Source organism: Bacteroides celer (assembly GCF_002632415.2).
In the GTDB taxonomy this organism is placed as follows: Bacteria; Bacteroidota; Bacteroidia; order Bacteroidales; family Bacteroidaceae; genus Bacteroides.
In genome coordinates this window covers 5,282,613-5,304,004 of the sequence record NZ_CP178209.1, presented here as the reverse complement: position 1 = coordinate 5,304,004, position 21,392 = coordinate 5,282,613, and the positions used below count along the sequence as shown (strand labels likewise).

Annotated in this window: 11 protein-coding genes; 9 read left to right on the top strand and 2 right to left on the bottom strand. The window is 42.4% G+C overall.

The features are described from left to right. The first annotated feature begins 84 nt into the window (after positions 1-84). From CJF29_RS21365 to CJF29_RS21345, 5 genes are all read left to right on the top strand, one after another. A complete protein-coding gene (locus CJF29_RS21365; protein WP_055167523.1) occupies positions 85-2,421 on the top strand; it encodes a beta-galactosidase in 2,337 nt (778 codons plus the stop codon). Positions 2,422-2,466: 45 nt separating this feature from the next. Beyond that, on the top strand, positions 2,467-3,444 hold the full coding sequence (locus CJF29_RS21360) for a glycoside hydrolase family 43 protein (RefSeq protein ID WP_099146547.1): 978 nt from the start codon (positions 2,467-2,469) through the stop codon (positions 3,442-3,444). Positions 3,445-3,764: 320 nt separating this feature from the next. Then, positions 3,765-6,230 carry an alpha-L-arabinofuranosidase C-terminal domain-containing protein gene (locus CJF29_RS21355; RefSeq protein WP_099146548.1) on the top strand — a complete coding sequence of 822 codons (2,466 nt, stop codon included), beginning with the start codon at positions 3,765-3,767 and terminating at the stop codon, positions 6,228-6,230. 35 nt (positions 6,231-6,265) lie between these two features. Then, positions 6,266-8,236: a glycoside hydrolase family 97 protein gene (locus CJF29_RS21350; protein ID WP_074635875.1), complete on the top strand. Its 1,971-nt coding sequence runs from the start codon at positions 6,266-6,268 to the stop codon at positions 8,234-8,236. A gap of 96 nt (positions 8,237-8,332) precedes the next feature. Next, positions 8,333-9,478 carry an AAA family ATPase gene (locus CJF29_RS21345; RefSeq protein ID WP_074556753.1) on the top strand — a complete coding sequence of 382 codons (1,146 nt, stop codon included), beginning with the start codon at positions 8,333-8,335 and terminating at the stop codon, positions 9,476-9,478. Between the two features lie 677 nt (positions 9,479-10,155). Here CJF29_RS21345 and CJF29_RS21340 read toward each other — a convergent pair. Then, positions 10,156-12,636, bottom strand: coding sequence for a glycoside hydrolase family 31 protein (locus tag CJF29_RS21340; RefSeq protein ID WP_099146549.1), 2,481 nt, complete (start codon positions 12,634-12,636; stop codon positions 10,156-10,158). Between the two features lie 270 nt (positions 12,637-12,906). Here CJF29_RS21340 and CJF29_RS21335 point away from each other — a divergent pair, with 270 nt between their 5' ends. Further along, a complete protein-coding gene (locus CJF29_RS21335) occupies positions 12,907-13,260 on the top strand; it encodes a hypothetical protein (protein WP_195402226.1) in 354 nt (117 codons plus the stop codon). Positions 13,261-13,270: 10 nt separating this feature from the next. After that, entirely contained in the window at positions 13,271-14,536 is a 1,266-nt protein-coding gene (gene ltrA / locus CJF29_RS21330) for a group II intron reverse transcriptase/maturase (protein WP_099147667.1), read from the top strand. A gap of 99 nt (positions 14,537-14,635) precedes the next feature. On the opposite strand, the gene CJF29_RS21325 is transcribed toward ltrA, so the two are convergent. Continuing rightward, positions 14,636-17,227 carry a helix-turn-helix domain-containing protein gene (locus tag CJF29_RS21325; RefSeq protein ID WP_099147463.1) on the bottom strand — a complete coding sequence of 864 codons (2,592 nt, stop codon included), beginning with the start codon at positions 17,225-17,227 and terminating at the stop codon, positions 14,636-14,638. 205 nt (positions 17,228-17,432) lie between these two features. Here CJF29_RS21325 and CJF29_RS21320 point away from each other — a divergent pair, with 205 nt between their 5' ends. Beyond that, complete coding sequence (locus CJF29_RS21320) at positions 17,433-19,433, top strand: DUF2264 domain-containing protein (protein WP_099147462.1); 2,001 nt, start codon at positions 17,433-17,435, stop codon at positions 19,431-19,433. A gap of 49 nt (positions 19,434-19,482) precedes the next feature. Continuing rightward, positions 19,483-21,216, top strand: a complete 1,734-nt coding sequence (locus tag CJF29_RS21315) for a BNR repeat-containing protein (protein WP_099147461.1) — start codon at positions 19,483-19,485, stop codon at positions 21,214-21,216. Positions 21,217-21,392: the final 176 nt, after the last annotated feature.

Sequence of the window (21,392 nt, the reverse complement as noted above, 5' to 3'; positions counted from 1 at the left end):
TTTTGAATGATAATTATGCCCTCCTTTTTAGGTGAATCGCCTACCTTTGCCGTATACTATTAAAATTCTATTTTTGAATAAACCATGAAAAACAGATTGATTGCTTTACTGGTACTTTTTACAGTTATTTTCTTTAGTACTGCACAGGCGCAAACTACTGCACGGAAGTTTGAGGCAGGCAAGAACACATTCTTGCTGGATGGAAAACCGTTTGTGGTGAAGGCTGCCGAGTTGCATTACACCCGCATCCCGCAAGCTTATTGGGAACATCGCATTGAGATGTGCAAGGCATTAGGCATGAATACTATTTGTATTTATATTTTCTGGAATATCCATGAACAGGAAGAAGGAAAGTTTGATTTTTCCGGTCAGAATGATATTGCAGCTTTCTGCCGTGCGGCACAGAAACACGGTATGTATGTCATTGTCCGTCCTGGTCCGTATGTATGTGCGGAGTGGGAGATGGGGGGACTTCCCTGGTGGCTGTTGAAGAAAAAAGATATAGCCTTGCGTACGCTCGATCCCTATTATATGGAACGGGTAGGCATCTTTATGAAAGAGGTCGGTAAGCAACTGGCTCCGCTGCAAGTGAATAAAGGGGGAAATATCATCATGGTACAGGTAGAGAATGAATACGGTTCTTATGGAATCGACAAACCTTATGTCTCTGCCGTGCGCGACCTGGTTCGTGAATCCGGTTTTTCCGATGTACCTCTGTTTCAATGTGACTGGAGCAGTAACTTCACCAATAACGCGCTCGATGACCTGATTTGGACGGTGAACTTTGGAACAGGTGCCAATATCGACCAGCAATTTAAAAAACTCAAAGAACTTCGTCCTGAAACTCCGTTGATGTGTAGCGAGTTCTGGAGCGGATGGTTCGACCACTGGGGACGCAAACATGAGACACGTCCTGCAAAAGATATGGTACAGGGCATCAAGGATATGCTCGACCGGAACATCTCTTTCAGTCTGTATATGACTCACGGAGGAACGACTTTCGGACATTGGGGAGGTGCGAACAACCCGGCTTATTCCGCCATGTGCAGCTCATACGATTATGATGCTCCGATTAGCGAACCCGGATGGACGACCGACAAGTTTTTCTTGCTTCGTGACTTGTTGAAAAACTATCTTCCGGCAGGTGAGACGTTGCCCGCAGTGCCCGCAGCTCTGCCTGTTATTGAAATCCCCGAGTTTCACTTCCATAAAGTGGCTCCGCTTTTCTCAAATCTGCCGGAGGCAAAACAAACGGTGGATATTCAACCGATGGAACAATTCAACCAGGGATGGGGAACGATTCTGTATCGTACCACATTGCCCGAAACGACTCTTGCAGGCACCACTTTGAAAATTACGGAAGTGCACGACTGGGCGCAGATATATGCCGACGGTAAACTGCTGGCACGCTTGGACCGTCGTAAGGGAGAATTTACAACGACCCTGCCCGCGCTGAAAAAAGGCACACAACTGGATATTCTTGTGGAAGCAATGGGACGTGTTAACTTTGACAAATCCATCCACGACCGCAAAGGAATCACTGAAAAGGTGGAACTTATTTCGGGTAACCAGACTAAGGAATTGAAAAACTGGACTGTATATAACTTCCCGGTAGATTATTCCTTTATAAAAGATAAGAAATATAGCGATACAAAGATATTACCGACTATGCCTGCCTATTATAAGAGCACCTTTACACTGGATAAAGTAGGAGATACTTTCCTGGATATGAGTACATGGGGAAAAGGTATGGTCTGGGTGAACGGTCATGCAATGGGGCGTTTCTGGGAAATCGGTCCGCAGCAGACTCTCTTTATGCCGGGGTGCTGGCTGAAAGAAGGAGAGAATGAAATCCTCGTTCTGGATTTGAAAGGTCCTACCCGGGCTTCCATCAAAGGTTTGAAGAAACCAATTCTCGATGTGCTTCGTGAAAAAGCTCCCGAAACACACCGCAAGGATGGAGAAAAACTGAAACTGACGGGTGAGAAAGTGGGCCATGAAGGAGCTTTCACTCCGGGTAACGGCTGGCAGGAAGTGCGATTTGCCACTCCGGTGAAAGGACGTTATTTCTGTCTGGAAGCACTTTCTCCACAAGCAAATGATAACATCGCAGCGATAGCAGAGTTTGATGTCCTGGGAGCTGATGGTAAACCGGTATCCCGCGAACATTGGAAGATTCGTTATGCCGATAGTGAAGAAACGCGTAGTGGCAACCGTACAGCCGACAAGATATTCGACTTGCAGGAATCCACTTTCTGGATGACAGTGGACAATGTTCCTTATCCTCATCAATTGGTAATTGACTTGAGCAAAGTGGAAAATGTGACCGGTTTCCGCTATCTGCCTCGTGCCGAAAAAGGGTATCCGGGTATGATTAAGGAATATCGTGTATATGTGAAACCTGCTGATTTCAACTACTAAACAGTGAATGAACAAGAATAAAACAATGGATGAAAAAGCATTGAAATGATGATGAATATGAAGAAAAATATAATTCTTTTCGCATTCCTATTTATAGGAGTGCTGACTGGGTATTGCCAGCAATCTGCTTACCTGTTTGTTTACTTTACCGGCAATCGCATGAGTGAGGAAGCCGTCCGGATGGCTGTTAGTCTTGATGGATATAATTATAAAGCCTTGAATGGAAATCAGCCGGTACTTGATTCCCGTGTGATTAGTTCGACAGGTGGAGTGCGTGATCCCCATATTCTGCGTTGTGAAGATGGGAAGACGTTTTATATGGTGGTTACGGATATGGTATCCGGAAATGGATGGAGTTCTAACCGTGCCATGGTACTTTTGAAATCAAAAGACCTTGTACACTGGACTTCCAATGTCGTGAATATCCAAAAGAAATATCCAGATCAGGAGGATCTGAAACGTGTGTGGGCACCACAAACTATTTATGATAAGGAAGCTGGGAAGTACATGGTTTACTGGTCTATGCAACATGGCAATGGTCCCGATATCATTTATTATGCTTATGCCAACAAAGATTTTACAGATATAGAAGGAGAACCGAAGCCACTGTTTCTTCCGAAAAACAGAAAATCATGTATTGATGGCGACATTATTTATAAAGATGGACTCTATCATTTGTTCTACAAAACGGAAGGGAATGGAAATGGAATTAAAAAAGCGACTACTTCCTCTCTGACCTCCGGACAGTGGGCGGAATCGGATGATTATAAGCAGCAGACGAAGGATGCGGTAGAAGGTGCAGGTATTTTCCCGCTGGTTGGTTCCGATAAGTATATTTTGATGTATGATGTATATACGAAAGGTAAATACCAGTTTACCGAAAGTTCCGATCTGGAACATTTCAAAGTGATTGACCATGCTATCAGTATGGATTTCCATCCGCGCCATGGCACTGTCATGCCGATTACCCCAAAAGAGTTGAAACGCCTCTTCAAGGTCTATGGTAAACCCGAAGGTTTCTGAACTAAAATATCTCGTGGGACAGGAGAAAAATACCTGTCCCTGATTTGTTAAACCAATTGTTTTTCAGGCGGGTAATCTTCGCTTCCCAGTGAGTATTCCCATCCTTTTGTTTTCTTTTGAGTTATTCTGATAAGATGGATTCAACTAGTTGTAATCCAGGAAAACAGTATACGATATGGGGAAAAGTGTATATTTTACCCTTGTTTACTTGTTTCTTATATATTTTTAAGTGTATAATTACCAATTATTATATGAAACACGCTTGTTAGAATGATGAAAATCTTAACTTTGCGATTGATAATCTTAATGCAATATATACCATGAGAAAATTATTCCTCTTTTTAGTTGTCTTGTTTTTGTCGTTCCAGCAGCTCACTTTAGCTGCAATCAAAGAAATGACGAGTACACCCGATTCGGTTTATCTGTTTTCTTTTGCAACTTCCGGAGACGACGGACGCAGCGGACTCCGTTTTGCCTGGAGTACAGATAAAGAAAACTGGTTTGAAATTGGCCGGAACTACGGATATCTCCGGTGCGATTATAGCCGCTGGGGATCACAGAAGAAAATGCTCGATCCTTATTTGAAACAATCGCCCGATGGCGAATGGATTTGTACCTGGAAACTGAATGACCATGATGGATACGGCCAGGCTACTTCCAAGGATTTAATCAACTGGACCAGTCAGAAATATCCCCGTACTACGCCGGATTTTGACGGAGTGAGAGTGAAAGCTATTGTTGCCGGAGAAGAGCAGAAAGGAAATATCAACCGGGTAGTTTGGACCTTGGTGGATGGATTGGATAAAAATTATGGCTGGAATCAATATCGGAACTCATTACATGGAGAACGTCCGATACAGGATGGAGAACGTTTTGCCGGTTTGAAGCCTGTAAAAGCAACGGTCACTGTACAACCGGAAGGTGCAAAGGCCATTAGTGATGTATTGCTGGGCGCTTTTTTTGAAGACATCAATTATTCGGCAGACGGAGGACTCTACGCAGAACTTATCCAAAACCGCGACTTCGAGTACGACCCTTCGGACAGGGAAGGAGATAAGAACTGGAACAGCACTCATTCCTGGGCACTGAAAGGAGAGAAAACGACTTTCACTATTGATACTACCGACCCTATTCATATCAATAACCCACATTATGCCGTGCTGAATGTAGAACAACCGGGAGCTGCATTAGAAAATACAGGTTTTGATGGAATCGCACTGAACACCGGAGAGAAATATGATTTTTCCATCTTCGCCCGGGTTCCGCAGGGTAAATCAAATAAATTGCAGGTTCGTCTGGTAGATGGAAAAGGAAATGTGTGTGGAGAAACTTCTCTAACAGTATCTTCCCGTCAATGGAAAACATATAAAGCAGTGATAGCTGCTAAAGCTACTGCGGACACTCATCTCGAAATCATCCCTCAATCTGTTGGTGAATTGAATCTGGACATGATTTCCTTATTCCCGCAAAGTACATTTAAAGGACGTAAGAACGGGCTTCGCAAAGATCTGGCTCAAGTGTTGGCTGATATTCATCCCCGTTTCATCCGTTTCCCCGGTGGTTGTGTGGCTCACGGTGATGGTTTGAAGAATATTTATCAATGGAAAAATACAGTAGGCCCGTTGGAAGCAAGAAAAGCGCAGCGTAACCTTTGGGGATACCATCAAAGCATGGGATTGGGTTATTTTGAATATTTCCAGTTTTGCGAAGATATTGGTGCGGAACCGCTTCCAGTGCTGGCGGCTGGTGTTCCTTGCCAGAACTCTGCCTGTCACGGCGACTTGAGAGGAGGGCAGCAAGGCGGTATTCCAATGAGCGAAATGGGAGCCTATATTCAGGATATTCTTGATCTGATAGAATGGGCAAACGGTGACGCAAAGAAGACAAAGTGGGGAAAGGTACGTGCCGAAGCCGGGCATCCGAAACCATTCAATTTGAAATACATCGGTATCGGAAATGAAGATCTTATCACTGATATCTTCGAAGAACGCTTCACGATGATCTTCAATGCCATCAAAGAAAAATATCCAGAAATGATTGTTGTCGGTACAGTGGGACCATTCAATGAGGGTACAGACTACGTGGAAGGATGGAAGTTGGCGGACAAACTGGGTATTCCGATGGTCGACGAACATTATTACCAGACTCCGGGATGGTTCCTGAACAACCAGGATTTCTACGACAAATACGATCGTTCGAAAAAGACAAAAGTATACTTGGGCGAATATGCAACTCACATACCGGGACGAAAGGCGAATATCGAAACAGCACTGACAGAAGCTCTTTATCTTGCAGCCTTGGAACGTAATGGCGATGTTGTCCACATGACTTCCTATGCCCCTCTTCTCGCTAAAGAAGGACATACCCAGTGGAATCCGGATTTGATTTACTTCAATAACCGGGAAGTGAAACCTACCACCGGATATTATGTTCAGAAACTCTATGGGCAGAATGCCGGGAACGAATATTTTCCGTCGCAGATCACTCTTGATAATAGAGACGATCAAGTGCGGAAACGCATTGCTTCTTCTATTGTCCGTGACTCGGCAAGTGGTGATGTGATTGTGAAACTGGTCAATTTACTTCCCGTAGAAGTGAATACGAATATCGATCTTTCCGGAATCGGTGCTATACAGTCTTCTGCAAAAAGAACCATACTGACCGGCAAACCGGCTGATACCCCGCTACCTGTTGAAGACACGATGGAAGTAGCAGAAATGTTTGACTATCAATTACCTGCCTATTCTTTTACGGTGATCCGTATAAAGAAGGCAAATGAGAAATAACAGAAAAAAGTGAAGATAATAACGACATAGATAATATGAAGAAGATAATAAGTACCCTGCTGGCTAGTTGCTGTCTGACTTCTCTGATAGCACAGGAAGTGGTAGTGAAAGGGCCGGATGAAAAACTGCAATTGGTTGTATCTGCTTCTCCAGCCGAAAAGTCAAGTTATTCGATTACCTACAATGGAAAGACAATGTTGGAGAAATCTCCTTTGGGTATGAATACGAATATCGGTGATTTTGCAAAAGGGATGAAACTGACAGGACACGCTGTTACTCCGATTGATACTGTCTATCATCAGGATCGTATTAAAACCTCCAAAGTGCATTATCAGGCAAACGAACTGATTTGTAATTTTGAGAATCCGAAAGGGCAGAAAATAGATGTAGTCTTTCGTGTCAGCAATCACGATGTAGCTTTCCGTTATACTCTTCCGCGTCAGGATGGAAAAGGAAGTGTAACGGTAACTGCCGAAGAAACCGGCTTTCGCTTTCCGCAACAAACAACTACTTTCTTATGTCCGCAAAGCGATGCCATGATAGGTTGGAAACGTACCAAACCCAGTTATGAGGAAGAGTACAAGGCAGATGCTCCCATGAGTAACCGTTCGCAGTACGGGCATGGCTACACGTTCCCTTGTCTGTTCCGTATCGGTGACGATGGTTGGGTATTAGTCAGCGAAACAGGTGTAGACAGTCGTTATTGCGGTTCTCGTTTGAGCGATGTAAGCGAAGGCAATCTGTATACGGTTGCTTTCCCGATGGCTGAAGAAAATAACGGTAACGGAACTTCTGCTCCGGCATTTGCCCTTCCCGGTGCTACTCCCTGGCGTACCATAACTGTTGGCGAAACCTTGAAACCGATTGTGGAAACAACCGTTATCTGGGATGTCGTACGTCCTCTTTATGAAACGAAGCATGACTACCGTTTCGGACGCGGCACATGGAGCTGGATTCTCTGGCAGGATGGTAGTATCAACTGTGACGATCAGGTGCGCTATATTGATTTTGCAGCTGCAATGGGGTATGAGTATGCCTTGATCGATAACTGGTGGGATACGAACATCGGCCGTGACCGTATGAAATCTTTGATAGAATACGCACGAAGCAAAGGAGTGGAACTCTTCTTATGGTATAGCTCTTCCGGCTATTGGAATGATATTGAGCAGGGGCCGGTGAATCACATGGACAATGCCATTATCCGCAAACGTGAAATGAAATGGTTGCAAAGCCTTGGAGTGAAAGGAATCAAAGTTGATTTCTTTGGTGGCGACAAGCAGGAAACGATGCGCCTGTATGAAGATATTTTGAGTGATGCTGACGACCACGGTCTGATGGTAATCTTCCACGGTTGCACCATCCCTCGAGGATGGGAACGTATGTACCCGAATTATGTAGGCAGCGAGGCTGTACTGGCCTCCGAAAATATGGTTTTCGGCCAGCACTTCTGTGATGAAGAGGCTTTCAATGCCTGTCTGCATCCGTTTATCCGCAACGCGGTGGGTTGCATGGAATTCGGTGGTTGTTTTCTGAACAAACGGCTGAATCGCAACAATGACGGAGGAACTACCCGCCGTACTACTGATATATTTCAATTAGCCACTACCGTATTATTCCAGAATCCGGTACAGAATTTTGCGCTTGCTCCCAACAACCTGAAAGATGTTTCCCCTGTTTGTATGGACTATATGAAAACGGTTCCTACCACATGGGATGAGACACGTTTTATTGACGGATATCCGGGGAAATATGTAGTTTTGGCGCGTCGCCACGGTGACACCTGGTATCTGGCAGCAGTGAATGCCGGGAAAGAAATCGTAAAGTTGAAACTGGATTTAGATATGTTTGCCGGAAAAACTGTTTCTCTGTATAAGGATGATAAAAAAGGAGAACCGCAGCTTCTGCCGTTGAAAGTGAAAGAAAACGGAAAAGTGCAACTGGAAATCCTTCCACAGGGAGGTGTTCTATTGGTGAATAGAAGCGTGGCGGGATCATATGGGAAATGATTGTTCGGCAAAAGTTTGGTAGAATCATTATTTATAGCGTAATTTGTGTAGCATAAAAAGTACTACAATAATTACGCTATAAATAATTGCTTGAATATGAATGACGTAAATAATCCTTTTTTGATTTATGCCTATGCTGGTCCTAAGTATTTCTGTGATCGGATAGAAGAAACGGAACATTTGATTTCCGCTTTACGGAATGGAAGAAATGTGACCTTAATGAGTCCTCGCCGTATGGGTAAGACCGGATTAATACAGAACGTCTTTCATCAGATACGACGGGAGTATCCGGAGGCAGCTTGTTTTTACATGGATATTTTTTCTACGACATGTCTGGATGATTTTATCATTCAGTTCGGGCAGACTGTGATTGGTAAATTAGATAATTTATCGCAGAAGACGCTGGCGACAATCAGTGGCTTTTTTAGAAGTTGTCGTTTAGTGTTTTCCCCCGATGTCTTAACGGGAGTGCCACAAGCAACTCTTGATTTTCAACCTTCCCAGGCACAGGCAACATTAAAAGAGATTTTTGATTACCTGGAACATTCGGGAAAAGAATGTTATATCGCTATTGATGAATTTCAGCAGATCACTGAATATCCGGAAAAAGGAGTAGAAGGCTTGTTGCGTTCTTACATTCAATTTTTACCTCATGTACATTTTATTTTTTCAGGAAGTAAACAACATCTGATGGCAGAAATGTTTGGTTCAGCGAAACGTCCTTTTTACCGGAGTACGGAAAAGATGAATCTGGCATCCATCCCTTTAGAGCATTATTCTCTTTTTGCCATACGTTGGATGCAGGCCGGAGGAAAGGAATTGAGTGATGAACTCTTTCAGATGATTTATCGACGTTTTAATGGGCATACATGGTATGTACAGTATGTGCTGAACCGACTTTATGAACAAAAGGAGCCCGTCTTGAATGAAACCATATTTGAGAAATGTTTGGCAGATATAGTTCGTTCCGAGGTGGATGAATACCAGCGTTTATATGGTATGTTGACCGAAAATCAGTCAACTTTGTTGCGCGCTATCGCCCGGGAGCAATTCGTAACGGCTATTAATAGTTCTATATTTATTAAGAAATATGGATTGAAAGGTTCGAGTAGTATTAATGCAGCCCTTAAATTCCTGATTAATAAAGAATATGTATTTAAGGCGGAAGAGGGATATTGTGTATACGACCGTTTTATGGAATTGTGGTTGCAGACATTACCTTACGCTGGTATACTAAAATAATCATATTCAAGAAAATACCCTTCACCTTTCACAATGCCCTATTCATCGGCATTAGCGGGTGAAGGGCAGGCTTTCACCTTTCTACCCTGACTTTCACAGATTGTCTAGTTTGCTAAATCCTTCATCTATAGTTGGCAGAAGAAGTGTTAGCAGATAGCTTCCGGACTATTATAGGAAAACTTCTTTTCTATAAAGGATAAACTTCTTTTGTATAGGAACCAAACTTTCTTTGCCTTATAAGAAAACTATAAATGCAAGCTTTGATTATATAAATGAAACTTGCATTTGTATAATCAAAGCTTTTGTTTTTATAAACGCAACTTGCAATTATAGATTGCATTTAATGAAAAGCAAGTTTACATACTGGTAATAAGAAGTTTACCAGTAATCAAAAGAAAGTTTGTTATTAATGAAAAAGAAGTTAGTTAGTAATGAGTAGGAAACAGGTTAGATATGTCTTTAGAAGTAACAGGTGGAGAAGAATTATGCAGGGGTAAGAAAACGGAGGGTGAAAGGCGGATGAAAGAGTAACCTTCACCCGCAAATGCCGATGAATAGGGCATTGTGAAAGGTGAAGGCTGTATTTGTGAAATTAAAAAATAGGTGTTAGGGGGAAATCTACCGATTGGTTACTGTTTATTTCCCCAGTGTGAGATGGTGGGAATTAAGTTGAAACTTTATAATTTTAAGTTTACTCTCTTTCCCTTATAAGAAACTGATTGATCGAACGTCGTAGCATCACCGTCACCACAACCTTTTCCCGGTTCTACAATGATAATATTGAATTTACGATTTTTCAGCATTCCTTTGTAATTACCTTGGCGGTCGTTAATCGTCAGGGTGCGGTCTTTATCATTCCATTTCATGGCAATGGTAGTGTATGCTCCCTTTTCGTAATTGTAGTTGTCGAACTCATCTTCGTAAAGAGTAAATTCAGCGTCGGCGCCCGGATAAATGCGAAGTGTCAGATTATCCCATTTCTTTTCGGTGGAATATTGTACAGCCGGTCCCCAAGGTAGGATAGAACCTGCACGGACATAGACAGGCATGATGTCGATAGGCACTTCACGCTGGATGGTTTGTCCGCCTTTCAGGCTTTTTCCGGTCCAGAAATCAACCCATTGGGCACCTGCGGGTAGATAAACATCTGTCTTTCCTATCTTATTCATATTCTTCTGATAGCCGTTCTGTTTGTCGTCCTGCCATGTATAAAGCGAATCAGTTACGGGGCGGACAAGGAAATTACGGCCAAACATATACTCTGTATCCATCTCAAGTACTTTCTTATCTTTAGGAAAATCCATCATGAGTGGTCGGATGATGCTGCCCGCTTTGTTGGTAACTTCCCATGAAGTGCTGTAGAGATAGGGCAAAAGGCGATAGCGCAGGTGAGTATATTTTTCGAGTGCGTCATAAGCCCAGTCTCCTTTCTTGCCGAACTGGTATATTTCCACAGCTACCGGACTGGAATTGTGTGAACGCATGATCGGCTGGAATGCTCCCCACTGATACCAGCGCACGTGCAATTCATGATAAGCGATATTGTGTACATTATTGTTATATTTCCATGCGAAGAAGCCGCCCAGGTCGGTATTCCAGTATGGTATGCCGCATAGTGAGTAATTTAGTCCTGCCGCCAGTTGTTTCTTCATCACTTCCCAGGTAGAGACTACATCGCCGCTCCATGAATGTGACGCATAACGTTGCTGTCCTAGGAAAGACGAACGTGTGAGCAGGAATACCCGCTTGTCGGAAGTGGTGGCACGTTGATGTTCGTATACACCCTTGTTGGACATCAAAGGAAAAGCGTTGTGCACTCTGCGGAATGAACCCAGATAAGTGGGGGTATCAAAATCTTTGTCCTTGATTTCCAGATGATCCGGCTCGGTAGAGTCGAGCCACCAGCCATCCATTCCGAGATCGAAGATATTCTTTTTCATTTCTGCCCAATACATATCGCGTGCTGTCGGATTGAACGGGTCGTAAGGTTTTACTCCGGCTTTGGGAGGCCATGTCTCGAAGTGAAGCAATGCTTTCAGGCTATCCATTTTCTGGTACATCTCTGTCCACGGACCGAACGAGGCCCATACTGAAATCATGATATGTGCATTCTGTTTATGTACATAGTCGATCATTTCTTTCGGACTTTTGATGCGTGGCGTTCCATAATTAGCATTTCTGTCTTCTCCGTTCGGGAGGAATTTCATGTATTCCGGATCACCCATTTTGTTGATATAGCGTGGGTTTTGGAATTTCATCGAGTTCCAGTTTTCGTTGCATCCCCAATATTGCCAGTCTTGGATGATACCGTCCAGAGGTACTTTCAGTTCACGGTACTTGTCTACTACTTTGCAGAGTTCGTCCGGACTTTTATAGCGTTCGCGGCATTGCCAGAATCCCAGTGTCCAGAGCGGATAGAGCGGGGCCTGACCGGTCAGCTCGCGCACTCCGGCTATTACACCGTCCGCATTGCCACCGTAAATGAAATAATAATCAGCGCAGTCGCCTACTTCCGAGTCGAACGACATCTCTTGCGGATTGTCGAGGAAAGTAGTGGGAGAGTAATTATCCCAATAAAGGGCATATCCTTTGACGGAATGAATAAACGGAATACAGATACTCATATTTTGATTGCGGAGAAACAGTTTCTGATTGCGTTGGTTCACTTTACCCGTCTGCTGCTGTCCCAATCCGTAGATTACTTCGTCTTTATCCAGCAAAAAAGCCTGGCGGACATTGAAAGACGGAACACCTGCATCATTGAAAGGAGTGAATTGCGTTCCGTAATCTTTGTCCGTCAACAGACATTGGCCGGACGAATCGAAAAAATGGATACCCCCAGTCTTCGGGTTCACTTCCACTTGGATAAGACGACTGCTTAATGTCACATTTTTCCCCTTTTCACCGAAAGAAACAGGAGTTGTCTCAGGCGTTTTGACAATGACCAGACTTTCTTTATTGCAAGATTTCTGACTGGGCGTCTTATAAACCCTGACAATGGAGGGTGAATAAAACTCAATGTTGACATCCATCCCCTGTGTGGCACACTTGATGCCTTGTGAGGTACGTTGTACATTTTGTGCTGTACCATTGCCTGCTGCAACCATTGTTGCACATACCAGCAAGAAACCGGCTTTTCTAATAAGATTCATTTTCATGGTTTTTAGTGCTTTATGATGCAGCAAAAGTAGGGCAGAGGCAAGTAAAACGGACAATAATCAGGTTGGTGTGTCACGAGGGCATTATAACATGATGCTATTGGCTGGTATCATGGAAATTTTGTCTGCAACTATCAAAGAGATGAGGGTAGGTCCCTCGCAATCGGTTTACAGGAACAGGTTGCAAACCATCACAAGCTGCGTTTTGAGCAATCAAAAAGTGGTGAACGTTGTGTGTAATAAGTCAGAAGATATGGTAAGGTATGTATAATGGAGTTGAATGTAAATGAACCGTTGATGAAGCATCGTTATTGTTATCAGATTACATCAGAAATAGGGCTTCGGCTACGCTCTATGATAAGAAGGGAGGTTACCTGTTTACTGTCCCTTTGGTGTACGGTGTGTAGGCGGCAAGACCATTATATAGGCTCTTTGATGGAACGTGAGAAGCAGATTGAGAATGTCAAGAGAAAATGCCAAAGACGCATGACACGTAAGGCAGAAAGTATCAAAGTCTCAATTTGTGGCGGATTTCTCCGTAGTAGTGTTGAAGTTCTTGTAATGAGAAGGGAGCGAAGGGGGAAACGTATTCAGCGGACTGTATTGTGCAACTTGATAAACTAAGGAGGACACAATGCAAGAAGCAAAACCATTTCAAATAGACAAAAGAATAATCTTTGAATCCTTTAAGAAAGTAAAGTTTAATAGAGGTAGTTCAGGCATTGATGGTATAGAGATGACCACTTATGAGCAAAACCTAGGTTCCAACCTTTATCGTCTATGGAATCGCATGAGCTCCGGCAGTTATATGCCTAAAGCAGTAAAACTTGTAGAAATACCGAAATCAAATGGTGGTAAAAGACCTTTAGGGATTCCCACTATTGAAGACCGTATTGCACAAATGGCTGTTGTTAATGTAATTGAGCCTCTCATCGAACCCTGTTTTCATGAAGATTCATTTGGTTATCGTCCGCATCGCTCTGCTCATGATGCCATAGCCAAGGCAGAAAGACGGTGTTGGAAGTATGCATGGGTTTTAGATATAGATATATCCAAATTCTTTGATACAATCGACCATGGCTTATTAATGAAAGCGGTGGAGAAGCATATCAATATAAAATGGATACTTCTCTATATAAAACGTTGGTTGACTGTCCCTTATCAGAGAAGTGATGGAGAAATTGTAAAGAGGGACATGGGAGTACCGCAGGGTTCAGTCATAGGTCCAATTTTAGCAAACCTGTTCCTACACTATACCTTTGATAAATGGATGTCTTATAAATATCCTCACATACCTTTTGAGAGATATGCTGATGATTGTGTTTGTCATTGCAGTACATTGGCTCAAGCTGAATACATAAAGGAAAGGCTTGGAGAACGCTTTACTGAATGTAAATTGAAATTTAATGAGGAAAAGACAAAAATAGTATTCTGTAAAATGAGCAGTCGTTCATCAAAGCACTATCATTGTACTTCTTTTGATTATTTAGGCTTTACTTTTAGATCAAGAGCGGCAAAAGATAAACGCAACAACGTCTTATTCACAAGTTATTTGCCTGCTATAAGCAAGAAATCGGTAAGCAGAATACATGAAACAATAAAATCATGGAATCTCAAACGTCTCCATAATCGAAGTCTACGATTTGTGGCAGCATATATTAATGATGTCGTAAGAGGATGGATAAACTATTATGAGAAATTTGGTAAAACAGAATTTTGGAAAGTTATGTGCCATCTGAATCGCTCTATTGCTTATTGGGCAAAGACGAAATATAAAAGACTTCGTCGTCGAGGTGTCATATCTGCTCATTATTGGTTAGCCTATATAGCTCAGAAAGAACCCAATCTGTTTTATCATTGGCAAGTAGGATATGTACCCTATGCACGTCAAAAGAAATGATTTGAATGCGAAGAGCCGTATGAAGGGAGACTTTCACGTACGGTTCCGAGAGAGGCTGAGGGTGAAATTCCCTTGGTCTACTCGACAAACAAACAGTAATCACGTTGATTTCTTCACTTTTTCGGCATATTCTGACGGGCGGCATCCGTACATTTCCTGAAAGCATTTGCTTAAATAACTGGAACTGCTAAAACCTGTGTGTTCCGCAATTTCTGTAATACTTAGCTTGCCCTCTGTTATTAGTTGTGCTGCCCGTTGCAGACGAATGTTGCGGATAAAGAGGCTGGGAGACTGATCGAGCATAGTCACCAGTTTGCGGTATAATCCCGTTCGCTCCATACAGAGGTCGCGGCTTAGTTGCTCCACCGAATAGCCATTGACGTGCAGATTCTGTTCCACCAGTTTGATGGCTTGTGCCAGAAATGCAGATTCTTCCGTGTCCTGTTGCTGATGGTCGGGAGACGTTTCTTCTATGCTACAGGTTAGAGAATTATTTTGTTCGATCAGGTTGCGTATACGGAGTAATAGAATCTCTTCTTTATGCTTGCGTTCCATTTCCTTTCTGCTCCAATAGATATACAATCGGATACCGGTGAAAACAATCAGTAATAAAATGACTGCATACAGGATATAAGCCGTGGTTGTTTTCCACCACGGTGCATGGATGGTTAATTTTATTGCTGTCACTTTGCCGTTCCACTGAAGAGGATTGTCCGAAGCCATGACTTTGAATGTATAATCTCCCGGTGGTAAATTGGTGTAAACAGCTTGAAGAAGACCTTTCCCCACAGTCGCATTTCCCTGTCTTCCTGCAAATGTACTCATCCATTGCGGGTCGATACCTTCCAGTTGATAACGGTAGTATGTGCGTTCATGATTGATATAATTCAATGCCGAAAATTCGAAAGTCAGGAAGTTTTGGTTATAGTCCAGTTCGATTTCGGTTGTATAAGGAGCAACCTTGGACAGGATGATGCGGTTGCCATATTCTTTTCCAGTATTCACCTTTTCTCCATACAAGCGTAAGGCTGTGAAAACCGGCGGATCAGGAAGCATCGGATGAATGGAGTCCTTGTCGGGATGGAATATGTTAAAGCCATCAATACCACCCAAATAGAGAGTGCCGTCGGAAGAACTGAATACGGCATCTTTTATGTATTCGCCGTCCAAAGCACCGTCCAACTGATTGAACCGGGTGAAACTGATGTTCTTATTCTCCGGATTTATGTGGATGCGTGTGACACCATTACTAGTCGTTACCCAGATGTCTCGATATTTATCCTCAATGATACTCTGGATAAAGTTATTGCTTAATCCGTTTTCGCGATAGAAGGTACGTGGGATAGAGTCGTTTTCGCTGGTGAAAAGTTCCAGTCCGTCAGGAGTTCCTGCCCATGTCCAGCCGCGTGTGTCGGTATATAATGTATGATATACTTTGTTTCTGAAATAACAGTTCCTTGGGGTGTTCAACCGGTTCAGGATTTCAGGAGAAATTGTAGGGATAGCTGCCGATTTCAATACATGGGATTTCTGCTCATTGACTGTCAGTCGATAAACTCGGGAATGAGCTTTTAGATAGATATTTCCATCTTTATCTTCGGCGAAAGATTCAATATTGATTTCTTCTTCCGGGGAGACGGGAAATGCATTGCGACCTATATTAGTCAGTTTATGCATGGACGGGTGATGATATAATAATCCCCGATTGAAAGTTCCGAGCCATAACCCTCCTTGCCGGTCTTGAAAGACAGTGCTGATTTCGGTAGAAACAATCTGTCTGTTTCCGGTTTCCAATAGGGGGATGTATTTTTGTGTTCCTGTGTGGAGGTCAATAATCCAAAACCCGTGAACGCAACTAATATAGGCTTTCTCACCATTAGGGGTAATGATAAGGGTATTGAGAGTATAGTTCTGTTCGAAGAGTTTTTTCCATGTGCGCTTGTGGCTATTGAAATAGAATAAACCGCCTTTACGCCCGTTGCGTAGTTGATAGAAGCCGTCTGCGCTTTTGACGACGAGAGAAGTATTTTGATATTCAGCCTGTTCGGATGCAGGATAAGCGGCTATGTTGTATACGGTTTTTTGGTCGGCTATGTGGTAACAGGACACTTCGCCTGTGTCATAGAATAAATATAGGGAGGTACTGTCGGCATTCAGGTCCTGCAATTTTCCGGAATACTTGTCGGGCAAGGTTATACGGGTCTTGTTGTTTAATTCCAGTAATTCGTTAGCTATGAGTAGCCAGATGTGTCCTGAATCGTCTACAAAAAGGTCTTCTACGGGGGCTTGTATCTCTCTATTCTTAAAGTAAGCATCTAAATCAGGAATGTATTCCTCTCTGTACAGGTCAATGCACATCAGTTTGTGAGTATCTTTAATCCATAAAAGAGAATCCCCACTCTGGTAAATGCGGTAATGCCCGTTATATTGGTTTAATGGATATACGTATTCCGTGGTGCGGTGAAGATAGCTGAAATGTACACCGTCGTATAAATTTACATTACCGCTGGTGGTGAATACCATTCTTCCGTCGGGCAACTGGAGGATATAACGTATTTGGTTATCACTCAATCCTTGCGACGCATTGATGGTGGTGAACAGGAATTCACCGGCATATATGAACGGTGTCATCCTGAAACAGAAAAATAAGCAGAGCAGAATCCGTATGTTTCTCAAACTATTGGTGGTCATGGCTATGTTTCAAGATTACAAAGATAAAAAAAGTCGGCTTATGAAGCACGACTTTTCTATCTGTTAAAGGCAGTTATTTATCATTCAGCTGAAAAAAGTGGCATTTTGACTTAAATTTGGGCTTTTATGAATGATATTCAGACGAATGTTTGTATATAAAGCTTTACTTTTGCGATGAATCTGACATTATAAACATATCATTACCATGAAAGCAAGATTTGCATTATTTTTATTGTTTGCTATTTTATCATTAAAACTCTCTGTGGTCTTTGCGCAGGAAAACATATTCACCGTCCGGCAGCCGGATTATCAGAAAAGCCCTTATACGGGAATGACTCGTCAGCACTGGATACAGGCGGGCGAGTATTTATTAAAAGGTGCATTTAACTATATACACACATTAGACGATCAAATGTACTTTCCGAAGCAGCTGGATAAAACATATCCGAGAAATACGGGAGAAATTCCGGTAGCAAAGCTGGAAGGTTTGGCACGGACTCTATTTGTAGCTGCTCCTCTTTTGAAAGATAATCCAGAACTGGAGATGAACGGGATAAAAGTGGCAGACTATTATCGTTATCAACTGATAAATATCTCTAACCCTGAAAGTAAAAGTTATATTCCGCATCGTACGGGAGGTCCCAGTCAGACATTGTTGGAACTGGGCTCTTTGGCAATCTCGATGAAAGCTGCACAGGAAGTATTATGGAATCCTCTCACTAAGAAACAGAAAGATTCACTGGCTGCTACCATGTTGAGTTATGGAGAGGGACCGACTATTGGTTCCAACTGGATGTTTTTCAATGTCTTTATCTTGAGTTTTCTGAAAGATCAGGGATATGCCGTGAATGAAAGCTACCTGGAGTCGAACCTGCAAAAACTTCTTGCACGCTATCGGGGCGAAGGCTGGTACAATGATGCTCCGGCTTATGACTATTATAGTGCGTGGGCTTATCAGACTTACGGACCTATTTGGGCGGAAATGTTCGGGAAGAAACAATATCCTCAATATGCAAGGCAGTTTATGGAAAATCAGCATGACATGGTTGATAATTATCCATTTCTGTTCAGCCGTGATGGCAGGATGAATATGTGGGGGCGGAGTATCTGTTATCGTTTTGCCGTTACTGCTCCTTTGTCTTTGTATGAATATGACAAAAGTGGTAATGTGAATTATGGATGGATGAGAAGGATAGCTTCTTCTACGTTGTTGCAATTTTTAGAACGTCCGGAATTTCTGGAAGATGGTGTTCCGACAATGGGTTTCTACGGACCTTTTGCTCCTGCTGTTCAGATTTATAGTTGCCGGGGTAGTGTTTATTGGTGCGGAAAAGCTTTTCTTAGTTTGTTGTTGCCGGAAAACTCTAACTATTGGTCGGCTACAGAAAATAACGGTCCTTGGGAGAAAGAACTGAAAAAAGGGGAAGTGTATAATAAGTTCCAGCAGGGAACTAATCTATTGATAACCAATTACCCGAATTGTGGCGGATCTGAAATGCGTTCATGGTGTCATGAGACTGTGGCAAAAGATTGGCAGAAATTCCGCAGTACCGAACATTATAATAAACTGGCTTACCATACAGAGTTCCCCTGGATGGCAGATGGGAAGAATGGGGAGATTTCCATGAATTATGGAACAAGGAATAAAAAAGGGGAATGGGAAGTGTTGCGGTTGTATACGTTCAAAAGTTTCGAAAATGGAATTTATCGTCGTGACGCTGTGCTCGAAACGGATAGCACTGTGAAGTATCAGTTGGCGGATATTCCTCTGCCGGATGGAATTCTGCGGGTAGATAAGGTGACTGTTTCAGAACCGGCGGAGATTTGTTTGGGACATTATTCCCTGCCTCGCCTGGATTCCGATATAAAGGAAACATGTTGTAAGGTGGGTAAACAGAATATTCCGGTACTCTCTAACGGAAAATATGAATTGGCAATGATACCATTGACAGGTTGGGAGAAAACATATACGGTATATCCGGAGGGAGTGCATCCTGTAAGTGAGAAATGTGCATTAAATATGGTTTCCGATCAGTTATCCGGTGAAAAAATATATGTGACACTTCAATTATGGAAGAAGAATGAGAAAAGAGGTTTTACTTCAAAAGAGCTGACACCGGTGAAATCTGTCCATGTGTCAGAGGATAAGAAACAGGTGACGGTTTGTTTATCAAACGGTGAAATAAAAACTATTTCGTTTGAGTAATGAATCCCATTCAAGTAACTGATATTTAATTAAGAAACATATTGCTATCATGAAAGAGAAGATTGTTTGGATTTTTGTCGTTTTATATCTATGTAGCTTTCATTTGAATGCCCAAAATGCAGAAAATAATCCTACTGGCGGTGGGTATCAAGTTGCAGCTGAAGGAGCTTGGTGTTGGTTTGCCGATCCGAGAGCCTTGCATTATGAAAACAAGGAGGGAACTATAAATAAGACATATATCGGTTACATCGATATTCATGGTAATATAAAGGCGATGCAGTATGACTTTCAAAAGAAGGAACAGGAAGAGGTATTGATCCGTTCGTATTTTCAGCCGGACGATCATAACAATCCCACTTTTCTTGTATTGCCCGATGAAAGAATCATGATTTTCTATTCAAGACATACGGATGAACCTTGTTTTTATTACAGAGTCTCCCGAATCCCGGGGGATATTACTACTTTAGGTGAAGAAAAGAGGATTGAAACAAAAAATAATACGACTTATCCTTCTCCGTTTATTCTGTCGGATGATCCTGAACATATTTATTTATGCTGGCGTGGAATCGGTTGGCATCCGACTATTGCCAAGCTTTCATTACCGGACGACAAAGATGAGGTGGATGTAGTATGGGGACCGTATCAAATCGTACAATCTACCGGCGCCCGTCCGTATGCGAAATACATGTCTAACGGGAAAGATAAGATTTATTTGACTTACACCACGGGACATCCGGATAATGAACTTCCCAACTTCCTTTATTTTAATTATATCGATATCAAAACATTGCAGTTGACTGATGTCAGGGGAACCGTACTTTCTACTATTGCCGACGGCACATTTAAGGTGAACAAGACAGGTGATTATGCGAAACAGTACCCGTCTACGGTAGTGGATAATCCTTCTGAACGTGACTGGGTATGGCAAATAGCTTCGGACAGGAACGGAAATCCGGTGATAGCAATGGTACGTATCAGCGATAATAAAGAATCTCATGATTATTACTATGCAAAATGGAACGGACACGAGTGGAAAAAGACTTTTCTTATTAATGCCGGTGGACATTTTCATCAGACGCCGAATTTAGAAAAGTGTTATAGTGCCGGTATGGCTATCGATCCGTCGAATGTTAATGAGGTATATTGCTCATTACCGGTAGAGGGAAAATATGGTAAGGTGTATGAGATTGTAAGATTTATCATGAGTGAAGATGGAGAGGTTATTTCTAAGGAGGCAGTCACAAAAGACTCGCAACTGAATAATGTCCGTCCTTATATGATACCGGCTTCGGAGGGTACCCCTTTGCGGCTGACTTGGATGTATGGCAACTATTATGATTGGATTGTCAGTTTACAACATCCACAAGGCTATTCTACAGGAATAGCCTGCGACTTCAAAGGATTCCCCGATAAAATAAAGAAGAAGATGATAGCGGCATCCGGCAAAGAAATACGATTTAATCCTGAAAAGCCTTTTGTGCTGGAACAGACGATTACTCTTGACGCAGAAAATTATCAAGGTAGCTTGTTGCAACTCGGTGATCTGGAATATTATCTAAACGGAGAAACGATGAAACCTGAAATCAGATATAAAGGGAAGGTATATACCAGCACAAATGTATTGGGAACATCGGATTGTTGGAAAACACAGGCTCGTGGAACCGGTGGCAAGTGGTATACTCCGCAGAAATATGGAGAGGTTCGTTTGAGGATGGAATATAAGAAAGGTGTTTTATGTGTATATATAAATGACTTGCTCGATCAGAGAATTGACTTTGATTGAAAGCGAGCGAACTTTTTTATGGAGTGGGCTAATAAGTGGAATCCTCGTTTATATCGTATTATATAATAAATGAGGACTAAGTTCGAAGTACAAATTCTCCATAATATCATACATTTAATAGAGAATGATTGTTTTTAGCCCTTTTTTGACATATAAGTAGACCTTTATATTTTATG